Origin of the sequence: Leisingera aquaemixtae, from assembly GCF_006740765.1 — a bacterium.
Classification (GTDB): domain Bacteria; phylum Pseudomonadota; class Alphaproteobacteria; order Rhodobacterales; family Rhodobacteraceae; genus Leisingera; species Leisingera aquaemixtae.
Genome location: NZ_CP041159.1, coordinates 730762 through 750068 on the forward strand (window position 1 = coordinate 730762; position 19307 = coordinate 750068).

Sequence of the window (19307 nt, forward strand, 5' to 3'; positions counted from 1 at the left end):
ATGGCCGGACATGAAACCCACTACACCCTGCCGCGCGCAAAGTTCGACAAGCCGGTGAAGCTGCTGATCGTTGTCGCGCCCTACTACAAGGATATCGCCGACAATCTGGTCGCCGGCGCCGCGGCAGAGATCGAAGCCGCAGGCGGCACCTTTGAAATCGTGGAAGTGCCTGGCGCGCTGGAAGTGCCGACCGCAATTGCGATTGCCGACCGCAGCTCAAACTTCGACGGCTATGTGGCGCTGGGCTGCGTGATCCGCGGCGAGACCACACACTACGACACCGTCTGCAACGACAGCTCCCGCGCGATCCAGCTGATGGGGCTGCAGGGCCTGTGCATCGGCAACGGCATCCTGACCGTGGAAAACCGCAAACAGGCCGAGGTGCGCGCCGATACCGCCGATCAGAACAAAGGCGGCGGCGCGGCGGCTGCGGCCTTGCATCTGATCGCACTCACGCGTAAGTGGGGCGCCCAGACCAAAGGCATCGGCTTCAAAGCGCCCGCAGGGGCGTATCAGGTCGCCGGTACAGACAACGGATCCACCAGCGCATGAGCACCCAGGACAGCCGCCCCAAGGGCAATGGCAAGAATCAGATGAGATCGGCAGCGCGGCTTTATGCGCTGCAGGCGCTGTTCCAGATGGAACAGAGCGGCCAGACCTTTGACCAGGTGATCGTTGAGTTCGAGGACCACCGGTTCGGCGCTGTCTATGAAGGTGACGAGATGGCGGAAGGCGATGCCAAGGTCTTCCGCAAGCTGGTGCGTGAAGCGGTGAACTATCAGGCGCGGATCGACCAGATGACCGACCGCGCGCTGGTGGCGAAATGGCCGATCGCCCGCATCGACCCGACCCTGCGGGCGCTGTTCCGCGCGGCGGGGGCTGAGCTGACCCAGTCCGACACCCCGCCCAAAGTGGTGATCAACGAGTTTGTCGACATTGCCCGCGCCTTCTTTCCCGAAGGCAAGGAGCCGAAGTTCGTCAATGCCGTCCTGGACCACATGGCGCGGGAGGCCAGGCCGGACGCGTTCTAAGACCGGCCGGCACAGGGTTTTGAGGATAAAAGGGCGCGCCGCGGGGCGCGCTTTTTTTGTTTCAGGGGCTGGTGCTGCGCAAAGGGTGCGACAAATTCCGCTCATCCTGCCCGCAACCGCTGGACGGCGCTGCAAAGGCTGATAACCTCTTCGAGCTTATCTGGAGGACTCAGATGCCTGAACTGGTGAAAATGTATATCCGCAATGTTCTGATCGGCTTTGGAATCGCGGCCGCCTTTGTCGCGGTGCTGCTGTGGTTCAACGTGATGAACCTCTGGTCGCTGGTCACCGCCTCGGATGCGGGGCTGCTGGCGGTGTTCCTGCTCTGGTTCATGCATGGCATCGTCTTTGCCGGGGTGCAGTTCGCCTGGGCCGTAATGGCGATGGCTGAGAAAGGCACCGGCCCCCGCCGCGGCACGCCTGTGGTTGATGCGTTTCAGCCGGTGAAAGTGCCCGCCGAAAAGCCATCCCAGGCACAGCGTCAGTTGCGCACCCGCCGCTGATACGCGGAATAACGGAAATCCGAACCGCGCTTTCCTGACGGAGGGCGCGGTTTTCTTTTGCGGAGGGGGGGGAAGCGGCGGGACCACCAGTCAACCGTGCGGCTTTGATTCCCGAGGACCTGTATATACAGGTGGGCGCCAGGTAAACGGACCAGGATCCGCACAGAGCCAGCTCCCTCGGAATTGCTTAAGGCCACCGGAATGCTGCCTGTCACGAGAAGGGCAGAACCCGCCAAGGCCGTAAGTAAGCTGCCCGGCCCCTTGTTACAAGGGGAACGCGGGGCGGGCTTTCATCATTTCCCGGCAAAACCGCGGGATTGCAATTTGTTCACCAATTGTTCACATTCGCACCCATGATGGAAGATCTGCAGCCCGGACAAAAACTGGCCCGCGGGGTGTCGCGCTGTCTGCGCTCGCTCGGATTCGCGCCGCTGGAGGAATTCGTGCCCGCCCGCGGCTTGCGGGTGGACGTGATGGCGCTGGGGCCGAAGGGCGAGCTTTGGGTCATCGAATGCAAATCCAGCCGCGCAGATTTTCAGGCCGACAGCAAGTGGGAAGGCTATCTGGAGTGGTGCGACCGCTATTTCTGGGCGGTGGACATGGATTTTCCGGCCGAGCTGCTGCCGGACGGCACCGGGCTGATCATCGCTGATCCCTATGATGCGGAAATCATCCGCATGGCGCCGGAGGACAAGCTGGCGCCGGCCCGGCGCAAGAAGCTGGTGCAGAAGTTCGCCATGGACGCTGCCCGCCGCCTGCAATTCCTGCGCGATCCGGTCCCGGGCAAGGACGGGCTGCTGCTGGGCGGGGCAGGGGGCGCAGATCTGGAAGTATAAGGCGGAGGGACGCGCTCCCGCGCCTGCAGGTGCCCCGGCTGCGCCGGGTCCCCTTGGCAGCCTTGGGCCCGGCAGCGCGCCTTCGGCGCCCTGCTGGCGGCCGCGCGCTGCGCTGCCGCGCCAAGCGGTCGAGCTTGCGGCAGAACCGGGAACCGGCCCGGTCACAGGGGCGGCGGCCTAGACGCCCCGGATCACTTGATGCTGCGCGCCGCTTGGGCTGCTGCGCGGATCTCGTCGGCGATCTCTTCCGCCTCTTCCGGATCGAAGTCCATCGGAATCTCGGCGCCGCCCGCCTCGATGAAGATCCGCACCATGCCCTGATCGGTCGGGCCGATTTGCAGGTTTGCCTCGATGTCGCGTTCGGTATTGATACTCATCTTGCACTCCCTAGCCGGTCAGCGGAATGCAGCCGGTGCTAGCCCGCCGCACGCTGAAAGGCAAGCCGCCTTTGCGCTACACTAAGGCATGACGGATGTGATCTTGCGCCGATTCGCCCCGACCGACATGCAATGGCTGGTAGCCCGACACCAGGATCTCTATGCCCGCGAGGCGGGCTTCGACCAGACCTTCGGGCCGCTGGTCGCCGACATCCTGCACAGTTTCTGCGCGGGCCATGATCCCGCCTGCGAGCGGGGCTGGATGGCCGAAAGCCGCGGTGAGCGGCTGGGGACGGTGTTCTGCATGAAGAAGGACGCGGAGACCGCGCAATTGCGGCTGTTCCTGCTGACCCCGGAGGCCCGCGGCAAGGGCCTGGGCAAGCGGCTGTTGCGCGAGTGCGTGGAATTTGCCCGGGCCGCGGGGTACCGGGGCATGATGCTGACAACCCATGAAAGCCACCGCACCGCCTGTGCCCTGTACCGCGCGTTCGGCTGGCAGCTGACGGGCAGCCGCCCGGTGCGCAGCTATGGCCAGGACTTGGTGGAACAGACTTGGCGGCTGACGTTTGAAACCGCCGGCGCCTGATTTCCGCTGGGCGGGCTGCGCTGGATTCGGCTGCAATTGCAATCGCTTGTGGATAAATTCCGGGCGGATGCGGCGGATTGCAGAAGGTCTCGCACCAGACGTCCGGCAGCCGCGGTTTTCTGCGGCAGAAACGTGAAAAAACCTCTTGCGTGCCCCTGGGACGTGCTATAAATGCCCCCTCAGTGCCGCCTTAGCTCAGTTGGTTAGAGCGCTGGATTGTGGATCCAGAGGTCCCCCGTTCAAGCCGGGGAGGCGGTACCATCCCCCCCTATTAGAAATCACTATCCAGAACGCTCCGAGCACCTTTGTGGGACAGTCCTTCGAACTTGGGCTTTTGCTGCTGTTGATTGCGGCGGCACAGAGCGTGCTCTGCGATGCCATCTCCGTGTTTCAGTGCCGGAGGAGTGGCGGGAAGCAGGCCGGCCGCCGCCTGAACCAGCGGCCGGCCCCGGCCTCAATCAGCCGTGGTTGTCGTCGTCGTGGTGGTCGTGGTGGTGCCGTCATCGTCGTCGGCAATCACGACCAGAAACAGGGCGCCCGCGATCACCCCGGCTGTGGCACCGGCCGAAAGGCCGGTCTCCGGCATGCGGCTGGTGCTGGACTGGGCCACGGCTTCGGCACCTGGCGCCTGGCAGGTCACCTGCAGCGAGCCGTTTGGAAGATAGCTGGCGGAAACAGGCACCCCGGCACCGCAGGCCAGACGGCGCTTGGCCTCTTCCAGGGCCGGGTCCGCGGCCTGGGCAAAAGCCGCCTGGCCGGCGAAGGCGAGCGGAATTATCAGCGTGGCCGCCTGCAAGATACTGGTATACATGGATAAACAACCTTATGATTAGGAACGTATTCAGATTAGTTAACGGCTGAGCACCGGGCAATAACGCAGATACCTGGTTTCCGGGTTCCGGCAAGATGCCGCGCAGTGCCGCTGCGCGGAGCGGGCGGCGGCGGGTGCTTTCAGCGATGCAGCGGGGGTAACGAGATGCTGAATTCAATTGCCAAGACCTTGACCGCAGGGGTTTCCTGCCTGGGCCTGGCCGCCGCGCCGGCCCTTGCGCAAAGCCCGGGACCGTTTGTTTACACGGTGGTGGTGCCGGGCGGAGAGTTCGGCTCGGCGGCCTTTCTGGCGGAGCTGCTGGCGACGCTGGCTACGGCCAAGGCCTTTTGCCGCGCGACTGGTGATTCGGCGCTGCAGGTCGACTGCCTGTCCGAACGGCTGGAAGCCGCAGCGGGCAGTATTCCCGAGGATACCGATTACGACGAGGTGCGCAGCGTGCTGCAGGACAGCTCCGGCAGGCTCAGGCAGCTGGCCCGCCAGAACCGCGATCCCGACCGGAGCCGGGTGACCGTCTCCAGCGCAAGCGATCCGGCAGAGCGCACTAACCGGCCGCTCACTCCGGTGCGCGCCTCGGCTCAGGCGGCGGTCAACCGCGAAGCCGCCCGCATTCTGGATGACGCAGCCACCGTCCTGCTGCGCAGCGCGGAAACGGCGCAGGACCGGCAGACCCAATACGCTCAGATCGCCGCTGCAATCGACTCCAACAAGGTTCTGCTGAGGTCCTGAGCCGGGCGGCTCAGTCCGTGATTTGCACCGTTTGACGCAGCGCGCCGGTCTCGCGGTCGTAGATCAGGATGCGGTTGTCCCGGCTGACCACCGCGATCCAGTCCCGGCCCAGGGTCACCGCCTCTGCCTCCGCTCCGGCGGGCAGGGCGATTTCCGCAGGCAGCGGTGCATCACTTGCCTGCAGGCGGATGACAAGCAGTGAGATTATCACTACAAGCCCGCCAATCATCACCACGGTCAGCGTGGTCACCAGCCGCCGCAGAAACCGGATCTGCGGCGGCTCCGTTTGGATTTCGGTCTCGGAAGGATCAGTCATGGGCAGCCGCCGGATTGAGTTTGTCATCGCGGAAAACCCGCCTAAGCGGCTTGATAAAGCGGTTTCGCGCGATGTGCCAGAGGAGGCCGCCCTGTCGCGCACCCGGCTGGCGCGGCTGATCGGGGAGGGGGCGCTGACCGTGGATGGCGCCGTGGTGCAGGACCCAAAGGCCAACGTGGCGGCTGGCGCGGTTATCGCGATCGAGGTGGAAGAGGCTGAAGACAGCCATATCGGCCCCGAGGACATCCCGCTGGAGATCGTCTTTGAAGACGGCGACCTGATCGTGATCAACAAGCCTGCGGGCATGGTGGTGCATCCGGCGCCGGGCTCGCCTTCTGGCACCCTGGTCAACGCGCTGCTGCATCATTTCGGCGGCAACCTGTCGGGTGTCGGCGGGGTCAAGCGCCCGGGCATCGTGCACCGCATCGACAAGGAGACCAGCGGCCTCCTCGTGGTGGCCAAATCAGATGCCGCGCATCAGGGGCTGGCCGTGCAATTCGAGAAGCACACGGTGGAGCGCTACTACCAGGCGGTCTGCTACGGCGTGCCCGACGGCAACGATCCGCGCCTGCGCGGCGTCAAAGGGGCGAGCTTCGAGCCTGGCAATATCCTCAAGCTCACCACCCATTTGGCCCGGCACAAGACCGACCGGCAGAAACAGGCGGTGCTGTTCCAGGGCGGCCGCCACGCGGTGACCCGGGCCCGCATCTGCGAAAGCTTTGGCAATCCGCCCTGCGCGGCGCTGATCGAATGCTGGCTGGAAACCGGCCGCACCCACCAGATACGGGTGCATATGGCCCATGCCGGCCACAGTCTGGTGGGCGACCCCACCTATGGCGGCCGCCGCAAGCTGCCCGCCAAAGCGCTGAGCGAGGAGGCGCAGGCCGCAGTGCGGGCGTTCCCGCGCCAGGCCCTGCACGCCGCGGTGCTGGGGTTCGCGCACCCGGTCACCGGCGAACTGCTCAGATTCGAGGCACCCCTGCCGCAGGATATGGCGGATTTGCTGGCGGCTTTGCGCCAGTAATTTGCGCCAGTAAACTATCAGCAAATAAGTGTGTTCTGCCCTGTGATGCAATTCACAGACGGCAGCGCCGGCGCTAACATAGAAGAATTCCACAAGCGGTCCTTGAAAAGGACTTAGCGCTAACACATATGCGCTAATGTTAAGTCCTTATACATTTTGGGAGGGACACTTTATATGGCGAATTATGCAAACCTGCCTGCCCCGACGCCCGAAGGCGGCCTGAACCGGTATCTCCAGGAAATCCGCAAGTTTCCGCTGCTGGAGCCGGAAGAGGAATACATGCTGGCCAAGCGCTGGGTGGAAGAACAGGATGCGGCCTCGGCCCATAAGATGGTGACCTCCCATCTGCGGCTCGCGGCCAAGATCGCCATGGGCTACCGCGGCTATGGCCTGCCGCAGGCCGAAGTGATCTCCGAGGCGAATGTTGGCCTGATGCAGGCGGTGAAACGCTTTGACCCGGAAAAGGGCTTCCGCCTGGCGACCTACGCCATGTGGTGGATCCGCGCCTCGATCCAGGAATATATCCTGCGCTCCTGGTCGCTGGTGAAGCTGGGCACCACCTCGGCGCAAAAGAAACTGTTTTTCAACCTGCGCAAGGCCAAGGCCCGCATCGGCGCGCTGGAAGATGGCGACCTGCGCCCCGAGAACGTCAAGCGGATCGCGACCGACCTTGGCGTGACCGAGGATGAAGTGATCTCGATGAACCGCCGCATGTCGGGCGGCGATGCCTCGCTGAATGCCACCGTCGGCAGCGAGGGCGAGGGCACCATGCAGTGGCAGGACTGGCTTGAGGATGAAGATGCCGATCAGGCCGGCGATTATGAGGCCCGCGATGAGCTGGAAGTGCGGCGCGAGCTGCTGGCCGAGGCGCTGGACGTGCTCAACGACCGCGAGAAGGACATTCTGACCCAGCGCCGCCTGATGGATCAGGCTGTGACGCTTGAGGATCTGAGCTCGCAGTACAACGTCAGCCGCGAACGCATCCGCCAGATCGAGGTTCGGGCGTTCGAAAAGCTGCAGAAGAAGATGCGTGAACTGGCCAGCGAAAAGGGCATGCTGTCCAGCGCCTGACCTCTGCGTCCCCAAACAGCGTGTAAAGGCGGTGCCGCGGCGCCGCCTTTTTTCTTGCGTGCAGAGCGTGCCGGGCTGCTGGCGGTTGTGCTGGCTTTACGGCAGCAGTGTTTCCCCAATGTTTCGCGCGCGAAACATTGGGTCAGCTTGGCTGACCTGAAGGGCTGGCGGTTGCTGGCGGGGGGACCTGTCTGGCGCGTGCCTGGCCGCTGCGGGCTGGGTGCGCTCAAGCTGGATAGGGATGGCTGGCGAAGCTGCTGGCTGCAAGGCTGGCGCGTGGCTGGCTGAAATCACTCTGGTGGCTGGCGTCGCTGGCGGTCTGGCTGGCCCGAAGGGGGGCTGGAGCGCTGGCTGCTTGCGGCCTGGTGAGTCTGGCTTGCTCGCAATTTCTGTATCCTGTGTATCGGGCGGCATAAGGGCGGTCAAGGGAAAATGCAATAAAATCAAATAGTTGATAGATTTACTCGGTTATTGCCGCCGCAGGGCACTGGTCAGGGCGGCTGTGCGGCCCTACATTCACATCCTCTGGCACAGGAGGAGGAGCCATGGCTGGCGGCTGGGCGCAGGACGGCGCGGTGAATGAGCAGATCGAAGCTTCGATCAATGATGAACTTGCACGCCTGAAGGCGCAAAAGCGACCGGTGGGCGAAAGCCGGACCCATTGCGCCGAGTGTGAGGAGCCGATCCCGGAAAAGCGCCGCGCGGCCATTCCGGGCGTCAAGCTGTGCATCGACTGCCAGCAGGAACGCGATGGCGCGCATCAGGCGCGCGGCGGCATCAACCGGCGCGGCTCCAAGGACAGCCAGCTGAAATAAGCGCTGCCGGCGTCTGGCCGGGCTCTTACCGCCTTCTGCGCCGCAGCCAACGGCGGATCAGCTTTATGTCCATGGCGGCCACGAGAACGCCAAGCGGGACCATCCAGAAGCCAAGCACCGGCAGAAACCCGAAGATGCCGCCAAGGATCAGCAGGATACCCAACACCAGCCTCAGCCCGCGCGGCACATGCGCGCGGACCCAGGCAAAGAACGGGCGGAAGCGGTCTTTGAAACTGTCCTTCCCGGCCACTTAACCCTCCGCCGCCAGGCCCATCCGCAGAATGTGCTGCGGACCGGCAAGGCCGTGGGGGTAGATGCCGCCGGTATCGGCAAAACCGCCCTTCAGGTAGCAGCGGATGGCACTTGGGTTCTGCATGTTGACCGTCAGCAAAACCGCACCGCGCTCCGGGTAGCGGGCGGCAAGGTAGGGTTGCAGGGCTAGCACAGCCGCAGTGGCATAGCCTTTGCCCTGATCGCGGCTGTGGATCATAAAGGCGCGCAGGCCCAGCTCATCCGCCCGGGCGAACTCATAGGTCTCGTGATACAGCCGGTCGGTCTTGAAGAAGCCCACCGCGCGGGCGCCGTCGAGGACGGCGTGAAAATCCACGCCCTCCTCATCTTCTTCAAAGGCCTGCGCCACGGTGCCGCTAAAGCGGATCTGATCCGGCGTCACCTGGATGCGGGAGACCAGATCAAATTCGCTGCGGGCCACCGGGCGCAGGCAGAGGCGCATCAGTCCTCCATCGCCTCCAGCTCATCAATGAAGCCGGAGATCATGCTGAGGCCCTTGTCCCAGAACTTGGGGTCGGTGGCATCGAGGCCAAAGGGCGCCAGCAGTTCCTTGTGGTGCTTGGAGCCGCCCGCCTTCAGCATCTCGAAATACTTGTCCTCGAAACCTTCGGCGCCGCTCGCATAGACGGAGTAGAGCGCGTTCACCAGGCCATCGCCGAAAGCATAGGCGTAGACGTAGAAGGGCGAGTGCACGAAGTGCGGGATATAGGCCCAGAAGGTCTCGTAACCGTCCATGTATTCAAAGGCTTCGCCCAGGCTTTCCGCCTGCACCGACATCCAGATGGCGTTGATGTCATCCGGCGTCAGCTCACCCTCGGCGCGGGCGGCGTGCAGTTTGCATTCGAAATCATAAAAGGCGATCTGGCGCACAACCGTGTTGATCATATCCTCGACCTTGCCGGCCAAGAGCACCTTGCGCTGCTCCTTAGTTTCGGCCTTGTCCAGCATCTTGCGGAAGGTCAGCATCTCGCCAAAGACAGACGCGGTTTCCGCCAGCGTCAGCGGGGTGGAGGACAGCATCTCGCCCTGTTCGGCCGCCAGCACCTGATGCACGCCGTGGCCCAGTTCATGCGCCAGGGTCATCACGTCGCGCGGTTTGCCCAGATAGTTGAGCATCACATAGGGGTGCACGTTGGTGACGGTCGGATGTGCAAAGGCGCCGGGCGCCTTGCCGGGTTTCACGCCGGCGTCGATCCAGCCGTCCGAGAAGAAGGGGGCTGCGATTTCGCCCATACGGGGGTCAAAGGCCTCATAGGCCTCCATCACCGTCTTTTCGGCCTCGTCCCAGCCGATAATGCGGCTATCCTCCAGCGGCAGCGGCGCGTTGCGGTCCCAGACCTGCATCACGTCCAGCCCCAGCCATTTGCGCTTCAGCTCGTAATAGCGGTGGCTGAGCTTGGGGTAGGCGGCAACCACCGCCTCGCGCAGTGCCTCGACCACTTCCGGTTCAACATCGTTGGACAGGTGGCGGCCGGTCTGAGCGCTGGGCATGCCGCGCCAGCGGTCGATGATTTCCTTTTCCTTGGCTTGCGTGTTGTGGACGCGGGCGAAGGTCTTGATGTTCTCGCCGAAAACGCGGGCCAGTTCGCGGGCGGCGGCCTCGCGCTTGCTGCGGTCCTGCTCGGTCAGCAGGTTAAGGGTGCCTTCGATGTTCAGCTCTTCACCATCAACGGTGAAGGTCAGGCCCGCGATGGTTTCGTCAAACAGCTTCTCCCAGGCATCGCCGACAATGCCGAGGTCGTGCATGAACTTTTCTAGCTCGTCCGACAGTTGGTAGGGCTTCATGGCGCGGATGCGGCGGAACACGCTGGCATAGCGGGCGAGTTCTTCATTGGCCTCCAGATGCGCCTGCATCGCGTCATCTTCGATCCGGTTCAGCTCCAGCGTGAAGAACACCAGCGGGGTGGTGGCGATGGTCACCTTTTCCTGGCAGTCCGACAGGAAGGCCGCGCGGTCCGCGTCGGTGGTCAGCTGGTAATAGCGCAGGCCGGCGAAGGACATGATGCGCCCGGCGATGTTGTTGATCTTCTCGTTGCGCTGCACGCATTCCAGCAGCCCGTCTGCGTCCAGATCTGCCAGCTTGCCCTCGTAGTCGGCGGCAAAGGCGGCGCATTCCTTTTGCAGCCAGTCCAGATCGCGGGCCAGTTCGGGCGCGTCCTCAGACGCGTAAAGATCGCTGAGGTCCCATTCCGGCAGTTTGCCGAGGCCGCCGGAACCGGCAGTGGCGTTTGCGTCGCGGACGGGGAAGGGAAGCTGGAACATGGGGGCTCCTGTCATGAGAAATGCTTTGATCCAACATCTAAGCGGCGGCTTGCGGGATCACAAGCAGCCGGGGGCGGATCAGCGCAGGAGAATGACAGAGACGGGTAACGGCCGGGTAAAGGGGGCGCGCGCTGAACAGGCAACGGGATGTCGCGGGGGTCAGCCGCCGTGCTGCTCGAACAGGCGGCACATGCGGGAGAACACATGCGCGCGGATGTCCGGGGTTTCCATCATCACTTCGTGCTGGCCGCCCTCGATCAGGTCCAGCTCGCCGCCGGGCCAGCGGTCCATGCGGTCGTGGATCGCCTCGCAGTTGACGATCTGCTCGTCGGTGCCCAGGAATGTGATGCAGGGCAGCGCGGGGGAGGGCTGCTGCGCCAGCCAGGCGCATTCCTCCAGGCTGACGCGCAGCCATTGGATGGTGGGGCCGCCAAGCGCCAGGTCCGGCTGCGCCTCCAGCTGGGCGTGCATCATCCGGTACATCTCCGGATCGGTGGTCAGGGTGTTGCCTTCAAACGGGGTGACCTGGACATATTGCTCCAGCGCAGTGGTCGGCAGCAGCCGCTCGTGCAGGCGCAGATACGGCGCGATCCCGCTGAGGACGCGCACCAGCGGGCGCATCATCGGCGGGATCTGGATGCCCCACATCGGGCCGGTGAAACAGCAGGCATTGACGTCCAGCCCTTCGATCAGCGCCCGCAAGCCGATGGCGCCGCCCATGGAATGGCCCACCAGGAACCAGGGCCGGGGCAGCTCCAGCTGGTCCGCCAGCGCCGTGAGTGCCTGCACGTCTTTCTGGAAATCGGTGAAATGGCCCACGTGGCCCAGACGGCGCTCTGCCAGCATCCGCCCGGCCAGCCCCTGGCCGCGCCAGTCCGCGGTGAGGGTGGCATAGCCGCAGGCGGCAAACTCCGCCGCGGCAAGGCCGTATTTTTCGATATACTCGGTGCGCCCGGGGAACAGCAGGACCGTGCCCTTGGCCGTCCCCCCGGGGTGCCAATGGCCCGCACGGATGCGCAGGCCGTCAGCGGTCTGGACCCAATGGGCTGCGCCGTTCGCCGGCCCCTGCGCGATCTCCGCAAACAGGGGGGCGGGCTGCAGCTCCACCGGGGCGCCGTCCATCAGGCCAGCGCCGCCGCCAGCTTCATCGCGGCGCCCATGTCGCCGTCGATGGTCAGCTTGCCGGACATGAAGGCGGCGGTCGGGTTCAGCTCACCGTCCAGGATCGCCTGGAACGTGTCGGCATCTGCGGTCATCGTCACGTCCGCTTCTTCATCGCCGGCACGGGCGCCGGCGCCGTCCAGCATGATGGCGCCCAGGCCTTCGATCTGGAACTTGGCGGTGGAATCGAATTCGCCCGCATCCAGTTTGCCGTTCAGGGCTTCTGCCGCCTGTTCAAGGGTAACGCTCATATCGGTCCTCAATCTATTTTGCGCGCTTATAGCACAAACCTGTGAAGCATGTGCATCCAATACTGGAAAATACAGCGCGCGGGATTACACTGGGGGCATCATGCTGGCAAATTTTCCAAAGCTCAAAGCTATCGTGGCGGCAACAGCGTCCGCTGCCGCGTTTTCCCTCTCCGGGCAGGCGCTGGCGCAGGCCGTGCCGGCCGATGTGCTGCTGCAGGATCTGGCCTCTGCCGGCGCAACGGAGGCTGCGGCGATTGACCGCGAGCTGCAGGCGCTATGGGCCAAAAGCGGCTCGCCCTCCATGGACCTGCTGTTGCGGCGCGGCACCGACGCGATTGAACGCGGCGATCTGCAGCAGGCGGCAGAGCATCTGACGGCGCTGACAGACCATGCGCCGGAGTTCGCCCGCGGCTGGTATCAGCGCGCGCGGGTCTATTTCGCGATGGGGCTCTACGGTCCGTCAGTTGCCGACCTGGAGCGCGCGCTGGCCTTGAATCCCAAGGATTACAACGCCATTTACGCGCTGGGCGCGCTGTTCGAGCAGTTCCGTGAGCCTGCGCGCGCCTACCAGGCCTACCAGCGCGCCAAGGCTATACATCCGCACCACGAGGAAGTAAGCAGCGCCCTCGAACGTCTGAAGCTCTCTGTCGAGGGCAGGGAACTCTAAGCCCTCTCGGGGGCGGGGGCTGAAGCAATGGCAAGCGCATCGCGGATCGTGGCCGTCCTGGGCCCGACCAACACCGGCAAAACCCATTACGCCATCGAACGCATGCTGGGTTACCGCACCGGGGTGATGGGATTCCCGCTGCGCCTGCTTGCGCGCGAGGTCTACGACAAGGTGGTTGCGGCCCGCGGGCCCTCGGTGGTGGCGCTGGTCACCGGCGAGGAGCGTATCGTGCCGCCGCGGGCGCAGTACTGGATCTGCACGGTGGAGGCGATGCCCGAGGGCATGGGATGCGATTTCCTGGCCATCGACGAGATCCAGCTCTGCGCCGACCCGGAGCGCGGCCATGTCTTCACCGACCGGCTGCTGCGCGCCCGTGGCACGTTGGAAACTCTGTTCCTGGGCGCCGACACCATGCGCGGCCCGATTTCGGCACTGGTGCCGGGCGTCGAGTTCCACCGCCGCGAGCGGATGTCCGATCTGGTCTATACGGGTTCGAAAAAGATAAGCCGGATGCCGCCGCGCACCGCCATCGTCGGGTTCTCGGTTGATAATGTCTATGCCATTGCCGAGCTGATCCGCCGCCAGAAGGGCGGCGCGGCGGTGGTTATGGGGGCGCTTTCCCCGCGCACCCGCAACGCCCAGGTGGCGCTCTACCAGAATGGCGAGGTCGATTACCTGGTCGCCACCGACGCCATCGGCATGGGGCTCAACCTCGATATCGACCATGTGGCGTTTTCCTCCACCACCAAGTTCGACGGCCGCCGGATGCGCCCCTTGGCGCCCAATGAACTGGCGCAGATCGCAGGCCGCGCCGGCCGCGGCATGAGTCACGGCACCTTTGGTGTTACCGGCGATGCCCGGCCGCTGGATGAAGGCACCGCCTCGGCGATCATGAACCACCAGTTCACGCCGCTGAAAAAGCTCAACTGGCGCTCTGCCGATCTGCAGTTCGGCACCGTCGAGGCGCTGATCAACTCGCTCGAATCAAGCCCCTCGAACGAGCATCTGACCAAGGCGCGCGAGGCCGACGACCTGGGTGCGCTGAAGATGCTGTCGCGCGAATCCGCCATCATCGCCCGCACCACCAATGCGCAATCGGTGAAACTGCTGTGGGATGTCTGCCGGATTCCCGACTTCCGCGGCATCAGCCATGCGGAACATACCTCGCTTCTGGGCGTTATTTTTGAGCATCTGCACGGCGGCGGTGTGGTGCCGGACGACTGGTTGGCCCGCCAGATCAAGCGGATTGACCGGACCGACGGCAACATAGATACCCTGTCCAAGCGTCTGGCCTTTATCCGGACGTGGACATATGTCGCGCAGCGGAATGGCTGGCTGCGTGACGAAAGCCATTGGCGCGGGGAGACGCGCGCTGTAGAAGACAGACTGTCAGACGCGCTGCACGAGCGCTTGACTCAGCGATTTGTGGACCGGCGCACATCCGTGCTTCTGCGCCGGCTCAAACAGAAGGAGGCCCTTTTGGCCGAAGTGAATGACAAGGGTGAAGTGACGGTCGAAGGCGAATTCGTCGGCCGTCTGGAAGGGTTCCGGTTCAGCCCGGACAAAGGCGCGCAGGGTGCTGAGGCAAAAGCCTTGAAAGCGGCCTCGCTGCAGGCTTTGGCGCCGCAATTCCATCTGCGTGCGGACCGGTTCTATAACGCACCCGATACCGAGATCGATTATACCGAGCAGGGCGGCCTGATGTGGGGCGGCGATGCGGTGGGCAAGCTGGTGGCCGGCGCGGACGCGCTGAGCCCGCAGATCGAGGTGTTCGTCGACGACGCCGCCGGGCCGGATGTCGCCCAGAAGGTGGAGCGCCGCCTGCTGCATTTCATCACCCGCAAGATCAACGCGCTGTTCGAGCCGCTGCTGGACCTGCAAAAGGACGAAGAGCTGACCGGCCTGGCGCGCGGCTTTGCCTTCCGGATGGTCGAAAACCTCGGCGTGCTGCCGCGTGCAGGCGTTGCGCAGGAGGTGAAGGATCTGGATCAGGACGCCCGCGGCGCGCTGCGCAAGCACGGCATCCGCTTCGGCCAGTTCACCATCTTCATGCCGCTTCTGCTGAAGCCTGCGCCGACGCGTCTGCGCCTGGTGCTGTGGTCGCTGGCCAACGGCCTGCAGGACTTCCCCGAGGCGCCGCCGCCGGGTCTGGTCACCGTGCCGTCGATCAAGGACGCGCCCGAGGGCTATGACACTATGTGCGGCTACCGGGCTGCGGGCGAGCGGATGATCCGCATCGACATGCTGGAGCGCCTGGCCGACATGCTGCGCGCCGAAGACAGCCGCGGCGGTTTTGAAGCCAAGGCCGACATGCTGTCGATCACCGGCATGACGCTGGAGCAGTTCGCCGACCTGATGCAGGGCCTGGGCTACAGCGCCGAGAAGGGCGAGCGCCAGAAGGTCAAGCCGGTGGATGCCGTCGTGACCGAAACCGGCACCCCGTCCGAAGACAAGCCGGTGATGGACGCCGCCGCCGAGGTCGAGAACACGCCTGCTGCCGCACCGGCAGAAGAAGGTGAAGCCGCACCCGCCGACGTGCCCGCAGGCACCGAAGCGATCGAGGATGCAGGCGTTGCCCCGGTGGCCGAGGAACCGGCCGAGCCGGTGGCTGAGACGCCGGTTGCAGAGACTGCTGCGGCTGAAACCCCGGTGGGCGAAGCGGCCGACGCCGCGCTCGACGCAGCGGAGACGGAAGTCTTTTACACCTTCACCTGGGGCGGCACCCGGGGCGGCCGTCAGGGCGGCCAGCGCCAGCAGAACCGCCGTCCGCAGGGCGACGGCAAACCGGGCGGCAAGGGCAAGCCGCGCGGCGGCAAAGGCGGCGGCGAAGGCGGCCACGGCAAACCGGGCCGCAAGGGCGGTCCGCGCCAGGACAAGGGCGCCAAGACCTATTCCTCGCGTCCCGCCAAGAAGGAAAAGCAGATCGACCCGGACAACCCCTTTGCCGCTGCGCTGATGGGGCTGAAACAGGGCGACTGATCCGGCCATGGCCGACGGCGCGCCCCGGATCCGCATCGACAAATGGCTGTGGTATGCGCGGTTTTTCAAGACCCGCAGCCTGGCCGCCAAACAGGTCGGCGCGGGCCATGTGCGCGTCAACGGCACCAAGGCATCGAAACCGGCTCAGAACGTCTCCCCCGGGGACGTTCTGACCTTCGCCCAGGGCAAGGTGATCCGCGTGGTCCGCATCGAGGCCACCGGCGAACGCCGCGGCCCGGCGCCGGAAGCGCAGGCCCTTTATTCCGACATGACGGAAAAGCAGGAAAAAATTCCGGCCAATCCCAAGTTCGAAGGAAAAGGCCGCCCGGACAAAAAAGCCCGCAGGGCGCTTGATCTTACTCGCAAGCAGGATACCCTTTGACGGCTTGAAGCCTTGGCCGGTCTGGATTAGCTAGGCGCAAACGGATAACGGGACTCGGTACTATGACCTATGTCGTGACGGAAAACTGCATCGCCTGCAAATACACCGATTGTGTCGAGGTGTGCCCGGTGGACTGCTTCTATGAGGGCGAGAACACCCTGGTGATCCACCCCGACGAATGCATCGACTGCGGCGTCTGCGAGCCGGAATGCCCGGCGGATGCGATCCGTCCGGACACCGAGCCGGACATGGACAAGTGGGTTGAATTCAACCGCAAATACTCCGAAATGTGGCCGGTGATCGTGTCCAAGAAGGACCCGCTGCCCGACGCCGAAGAACGCGACGGTGAAGAGGGCAAGATGGAGAAGTATTTCTCCGAGGCACCCGGCGAAGGCGGCTGATTCTCCCTCCTGCGCAGCGATGGCGCAATTGTGCAAAAAACCGCCGCATTGCATAGGGATTTTGCGGTCCCTGACCAGCGGGCTGTCTTTCAGGCGGCCCATTTTTATGATATACTCAGGCCACAATAGGCAAAAGAAATCGGAGTCCGCCCCGGGCGCACGCCTTAAGCGGTGCGTACTTTGGGCGGTATTTCTGCGAAGAAAATGTCCCGGGGACTGGTCCAGACGAACTGGCCGGAGTCCGGTGCTTTTTCGCGTTAATGCCGGTGCCGCCCGGCTGTGAGTGAGGAAAAACCTGTATGACCAAGTCGAAGAAGCTCGAATTCCGCCCCGATGATTACGTGGTTTACCCGGCGCATGGCGTTGGCCAGATCATCTCGATCGAGGAGCAGGAAGTGGCCGGCTTTGCGCTGGAGCTTTTCGTGATCACTTTTGAAAAGGACAAGATGACCCTGCGGGTGCCGACCAACAAGGCGACCGAAGTGGGGATGCGTTCGCTGAGCTCGCCCGATGTGATCGAGCAGGCGATGAAGACGCTCAAGGGCAAGGCCAAGGTGAAGCGCGCGATGTGGTCGCGCCGCGCCCAGGAGTATGAGCAGAAGATCAACTCCGGCGACCTGATCTCGATCGCCGAAGTGGTCCGCGATCTGCACCGCACGGACGATCAGCGCGAGCAGAGCTACTCCGAGCGCCAGCTGTATGAGGCCGCGCTGGAGCGCCTGACCCGCGAAGTGGCCGCCGTCTCCGGCAATGATGAGATCGCCGCTGCCAAGCAGGTGGACGAGGTTCTGACCTCCCGCGCTGCCTGATCAGCCGATCACAAGACAGAAAGGCTGTGCCTGAGAAGGCGCGGCCTTTTTTTATGCCCGTCCGGCTCAGCTGCAGATGGCGAGCAAAGCGAGCAGCCCCGCAATTTCCGCCATCTGCTGCGAAGCGCCCAGTATGTCGCCGGTCTGGCCGCCGATCTTGGCCCTGGCCAGCGCGCCCAGCCCCATAGCGGCTGCACCCATTGCCAGGGCGGTGCCAAAGGCCGCCGCGCCAATCAGAGGCAATGACAGGAATACTGCAAGCCCTGCGGCCAGAAGGCAGGGCAGAGCGCGGGGGCGTCCCACGGTTTGCGACAGCCCCGCCGATCGCGCATTGGGCAGCGCCGCCATCAGCGCGGGCATCACCGCCCGGCTCATCATCGCCAGCGCCAGCAGCGGCCAGGGGCCTGCAACCTGCAGCAAGGCGGCCAGCGCGGTCCAGCGCAGGCCGAACCCCAGGATCAGCGCGATCACCCCGTAGGCCCCGATGCGGCTGTCTTTCATGATCTCCAGCCGCCGTTCGCGGCTGAAACCGCCCCACAGCCCGTCGGCGGTATCGGCCAGCCCGTCCTCATGCATGGCACCGGTCAGCAGCACCTGAACTGCCAGCGCCAGCCCGGCGGCCACCGCCGCCGGCAGGCCCGCCGCCAGCGCCAGCGCGGCCAGCAGTGCTGCGGGCAGGGCCACCGCCAGCCCGGCCAGCGGAAACGCCCAGACTGCCTTGGCCTGACGCTGAAACGCTTGCGGCGGCAGATGCGGCAGCGGCAGCCGGGTCAGCAGCACCAGCGCCAGAAGCACGTCATTTGCCTGGATGTCGTTTTTTCGCATTTACGGGCCTATTGCGGGGCTTGCGGCACTGCCGCCAGCGGTTAAACAGATTGCCAACCGCTTTATCCGCGTCACCCGCTCAGATGCAACGAGGCTTTCACATGCTGCCACAGCTTTCCTCCCTTGATGATTTCCGCGCCGCACTGGCTGCTGCGCCGGCCCAGGACCAGGCCGCGCTGCAGGGCGCTGCCGCCCGAAACAGCCAGCTGACCAAACCGCCGGGCGCGCTGGGGCGGCTGGAAGACCTGGCGATCTGGTACGGCGGCTGGCGCGGCAGCGACCGGCCCGAAATCGCCGCGCCGCAGGTGATCGTCTTTGCCGGCAATCACGGCGTGACAGCGCAAGGCGTTTCGGCCTTTCCGCCGGAAGTCACCGCTCAGATGGTCATCAACTTCCAGCACGGCGGCGCCGCGATCAACCAGCTGGCCAAGCTGGCAGGCGCCCGCATGGATGTGCACGCGCTGGAGCTGGACCGCCCGGCCGGTGATTTCACCCAAGGCCCGGCCATGACCCAGGATGAGCTGCTGGCCGCCCTGCGGACGGGCTGGACCGCAGTGGACCCCAGCGCCGACCTGCTGGTGGTCGGCGAGATGGGCATCGGCAACACCACCCCGGCGGCGGCGCTGGCCTGTGCCCTGTTCGGCGGAGACGCGGCTGACTGGACCGGCCGCGGCACCGGCGTGGATGATGCCGGTCTTGCCAACAAGACCCGGGTGGTGGCCGAAGGCGTGGCGCTGCACAAGGGCGCCATCCGGGATGGGCTGGATGCGCTGGCCTGCCTTGGCGGGCGCGAGATTGCCGCCATGGCCGGTGCCATTGCCGCGGCCCGGGTGCTGCGCATCCCGGTGATCCTGGACGGCTTCATCTGCTGCGCCGCCGCCGCCTGCCTGTTGCAAACCGCAGACGGGGCGCTGGACCACGCCTTGGCGGGCCACCAAAGCGCCGAGGGCGCCCATCCGGTGCTGCTCGGCAAACTGGGCAAGCAGCCGCTCTTGTCGCTGGGTCTGCGGCTGGGCGAGGCCTCCGGCGCGGCGCTGGCGATCCAGGTGCTGAAAGGCGCGATTGCCTGTCACAGCGGTATGGCAACATTTGCCGAGGCGGGGGTCTCGGACGGCTGAGCGCCTGTCTCAGTTGCTAAAACGAAGCCCTGGCCTGCGCCGGG

24 protein-coding genes and 1 tRNA gene are annotated in these 19307 nt (G+C 64.8%); 16 read left to right on the forward strand and 9 right to left on the reverse strand.

What is annotated here, in order from left to right; translation table 11 throughout:
- The 4 genes from R2C4_RS05270 (at window position 1) to R2C4_RS05285 (ending at window position 2370) form a co-directional block, all read left to right on the forward strand.
- The gene (locus R2C4_RS05270; RefSeq protein ID WP_058284351.1) at window positions 1–552 is read left to right on the forward strand and encodes a 6,7-dimethyl-8-ribityllumazine synthase; all 552 of its coding nucleotides are present in this window, start codon (window positions 1–3) and stop codon (window positions 550–552) included.
- Window positions 549–1031 (forward strand): transcription antitermination factor NusB, encoded by a 483-nt coding sequence (gene nusB / locus R2C4_RS05275; RefSeq protein WP_058284352.1) that lies wholly within the window; start codon window positions 549–551, stop codon window positions 1029–1031. The genes R2C4_RS05270 and nusB overlap by 4 nt, the downstream gene beginning before the upstream one ends.
- A 173-nt stretch (window positions 1032–1204) precedes the next feature.
- Window positions 1205–1534 carry a hypothetical protein gene (locus R2C4_RS05280; protein WP_141889856.1) on the forward strand — a complete coding sequence of 110 codons (330 nt, stop codon included), beginning with the start codon at window positions 1205–1207 and terminating at the stop codon, window positions 1532–1534.
- Window positions 1535–1887: 353 nt separating this feature from the next.
- Window positions 1888–2370 (forward strand): MmcB family DNA repair protein, encoded by a 483-nt coding sequence (locus tag R2C4_RS05285; protein WP_058284486.1) that lies wholly within the window; start codon window positions 1888–1890, stop codon window positions 2368–2370.
- A gap of 191 nt (window positions 2371–2561) precedes the next feature.
- Here the strand turns inward: R2C4_RS05285 and R2C4_RS05290 are convergent, their stop codons facing one another.
- Complete coding sequence (locus R2C4_RS05290) at window positions 2562–2747, reverse strand: DUF6324 family protein (RefSeq protein WP_058284353.1); 186 nt, start codon at window positions 2745–2747, stop codon at window positions 2562–2564.
- Between the two features lie 88 nt (window positions 2748–2835).
- Between R2C4_RS05290 and R2C4_RS05295 the strand changes: the two genes are divergently transcribed.
- Both R2C4_RS05295 and R2C4_RS05300 read left to right on the forward strand, forming a co-directional pair.
- The gene (locus R2C4_RS05295; RefSeq protein ID WP_141889857.1) at window positions 2836–3333 is read left to right on the forward strand and encodes a GNAT family N-acetyltransferase; all 498 of its coding nucleotides are present in this window, start codon (window positions 2836–2838) and stop codon (window positions 3331–3333) included.
- Between the two features lie 184 nt (window positions 3334–3517).
- A tRNA-His gene (locus tag R2C4_RS05300) sits at window positions 3518–3594 on the forward strand.
- 193 nt (window positions 3595–3787) lie between these two features.
- On the opposite strand, the gene R2C4_RS05305 is transcribed toward R2C4_RS05300, so the two are convergent.
- Window positions 3788–4144 (reverse strand): hypothetical protein, encoded by a 357-nt coding sequence (locus R2C4_RS05305; RefSeq protein ID WP_058284355.1) that lies wholly within the window; start codon window positions 4142–4144, stop codon window positions 3788–3790.
- Window positions 4145–4309: 165 nt separating this feature from the next.
- Here R2C4_RS05305 and R2C4_RS05310 point away from each other — a divergent pair, with 165 nt between their 5' ends.
- Window positions 4310–4891 carry a hypothetical protein gene (locus R2C4_RS05310; RefSeq protein WP_141889858.1) on the forward strand — a complete coding sequence of 194 codons (582 nt, stop codon included), beginning with the start codon at window positions 4310–4312 and terminating at the stop codon, window positions 4889–4891.
- Window positions 4892–4901: 10 nt separating this feature from the next.
- On the opposite strand, the gene R2C4_RS05315 is transcribed toward R2C4_RS05310, so the two are convergent.
- Window positions 4902–5207: a DUF6476 family protein gene (locus R2C4_RS05315; protein WP_058284357.1), complete on the reverse strand. Its 306-nt coding sequence runs from the start codon at window positions 5205–5207 to the stop codon at window positions 4902–4904.
- Here R2C4_RS05315 and R2C4_RS05320 point away from each other — a divergent pair.
- The 3 genes from R2C4_RS05320 to R2C4_RS05330 all read left to right on the forward strand — a co-directional run bounded on the left by R2C4_RS05320 (window position 5206) and on the right by R2C4_RS05330 (window position 8117).
- The gene (locus tag R2C4_RS05320; RefSeq protein ID WP_141889859.1) at window positions 5206–6231 is read left to right on the forward strand and encodes an RluA family pseudouridine synthase; all 1026 of its coding nucleotides are present in this window, start codon (window positions 5206–5208) and stop codon (window positions 6229–6231) included. The genes R2C4_RS05315 and R2C4_RS05320 overlap by 2 nt on opposite strands.
- A 174-nt stretch (window positions 6232–6405) precedes the next feature.
- Complete coding sequence (gene rpoH / locus R2C4_RS05325) at window positions 6406–7302, forward strand: RNA polymerase sigma factor RpoH (protein WP_141889860.1); 897 nt, start codon at window positions 6406–6408, stop codon at window positions 7300–7302.
- Window positions 7303–7847: 545 nt separating this feature from the next.
- Window positions 7848–8117 carry a DksA/TraR family C4-type zinc finger protein gene (locus R2C4_RS05330; RefSeq protein ID WP_008557604.1) on the forward strand — a complete coding sequence of 90 codons (270 nt, stop codon included), beginning with the start codon at window positions 7848–7850 and terminating at the stop codon, window positions 8115–8117.
- A 25-nt stretch (window positions 8118–8142) separates the two neighbouring features.
- Here R2C4_RS05330 and R2C4_RS05335 read toward each other — a convergent pair whose 3' ends face one another.
- From R2C4_RS05335 to R2C4_RS05355, 5 genes are all read right to left on the reverse strand, one after another.
- Entirely contained in the window at window positions 8143–8367 is a 225-nt protein-coding gene (locus R2C4_RS05335; protein WP_027243491.1) for a hypothetical protein, read from the reverse strand.
- Window positions 8368–8850, reverse strand: a complete 483-nt coding sequence (locus R2C4_RS05340) for a GNAT family N-acetyltransferase (protein ID WP_141889861.1) — start codon at window positions 8848–8850, stop codon at window positions 8368–8370.
- The gene (locus tag R2C4_RS05345; RefSeq protein ID WP_141889862.1) at window positions 8850–10670 is read right to left on the reverse strand and encodes a M3 family oligoendopeptidase; all 1821 of its coding nucleotides are present in this window, start codon (window positions 10668–10670) and stop codon (window positions 8850–8852) included. Before R2C4_RS05345 ends, R2C4_RS05340 begins: the two co-directional genes overlap by 1 nt.
- 159 nt (window positions 10671–10829) lie before the next feature.
- The gene (locus R2C4_RS05350; protein WP_141889863.1) at window positions 10830–11792 is read right to left on the reverse strand and encodes an alpha/beta fold hydrolase; all 963 of its coding nucleotides are present in this window, start codon (window positions 11790–11792) and stop codon (window positions 10830–10832) included.
- Window positions 11792–12082, reverse strand: a complete 291-nt coding sequence (locus tag R2C4_RS05355; protein ID WP_008554433.1) for an SCP2 sterol-binding domain-containing protein — start codon at window positions 12080–12082, stop codon at window positions 11792–11794. Before R2C4_RS05355 ends, R2C4_RS05350 begins: the two co-directional genes overlap by 1 nt.
- 100 nt (window positions 12083–12182) lie before the next feature.
- Here R2C4_RS05355 and R2C4_RS05360 point away from each other — a divergent pair, with 100 nt between their 5' ends.
- From R2C4_RS05360 to R2C4_RS05380, 5 genes are all read left to right on the forward strand, one after another.
- Window positions 12183–12749 carry a tetratricopeptide repeat protein gene (locus tag R2C4_RS05360; protein ID WP_141889864.1) on the forward strand — a complete coding sequence of 189 codons (567 nt, stop codon included), beginning with the start codon at window positions 12183–12185 and terminating at the stop codon, window positions 12747–12749.
- 27 nt (window positions 12750–12776) lie between these two features.
- The gene (locus R2C4_RS05365) at window positions 12777–15728 is read left to right on the forward strand and encodes a helicase-related protein (RefSeq protein WP_141889865.1); all 2952 of its coding nucleotides are present in this window, start codon (window positions 12777–12779) and stop codon (window positions 15726–15728) included.
- A gap of 7 nt (window positions 15729–15735) precedes the next feature.
- Window positions 15736–16110 (forward strand): RNA-binding S4 domain-containing protein, encoded by a 375-nt coding sequence (locus R2C4_RS05370; protein WP_141889866.1) that lies wholly within the window; start codon window positions 15736–15738, stop codon window positions 16108–16110.
- Between the two features lie 62 nt (window positions 16111–16172).
- Window positions 16173–16511: a ferredoxin FdxA gene (gene fdxA, locus R2C4_RS05375; protein ID WP_027236939.1), complete on the forward strand. Its 339-nt coding sequence runs from the start codon at window positions 16173–16175 to the stop codon at window positions 16509–16511.
- 299 nt (window positions 16512–16810) lie between these two features.
- Window positions 16811–17320: a CarD family transcriptional regulator gene (locus R2C4_RS05380; RefSeq protein WP_008553660.1), complete on the forward strand. Its 510-nt coding sequence runs from the start codon at window positions 16811–16813 to the stop codon at window positions 17318–17320.
- A gap of 66 nt (window positions 17321–17386) precedes the next feature.
- Here the strand turns inward: R2C4_RS05380 and cobS are convergent, their stop codons facing one another.
- Window positions 17387–18145, reverse strand: a complete 759-nt coding sequence (cobS, locus tag R2C4_RS05385; protein ID WP_141889867.1) for an adenosylcobinamide-GDP ribazoletransferase — start codon at window positions 18143–18145, stop codon at window positions 17387–17389.
- A 101-nt stretch (window positions 18146–18246) separates the two neighbouring features.
- On the opposite strand from cobS, the gene cobT reads away from it, so the two are divergent.
- Entirely contained in the window at window positions 18247–19263 is a 1017-nt protein-coding gene (gene cobT, locus R2C4_RS05390; protein WP_141889868.1) for a nicotinate-nucleotide--dimethylbenzimidazole phosphoribosyltransferase, read from the forward strand.
- Window positions 19264–19307: the final 44 nt, after the last annotated feature.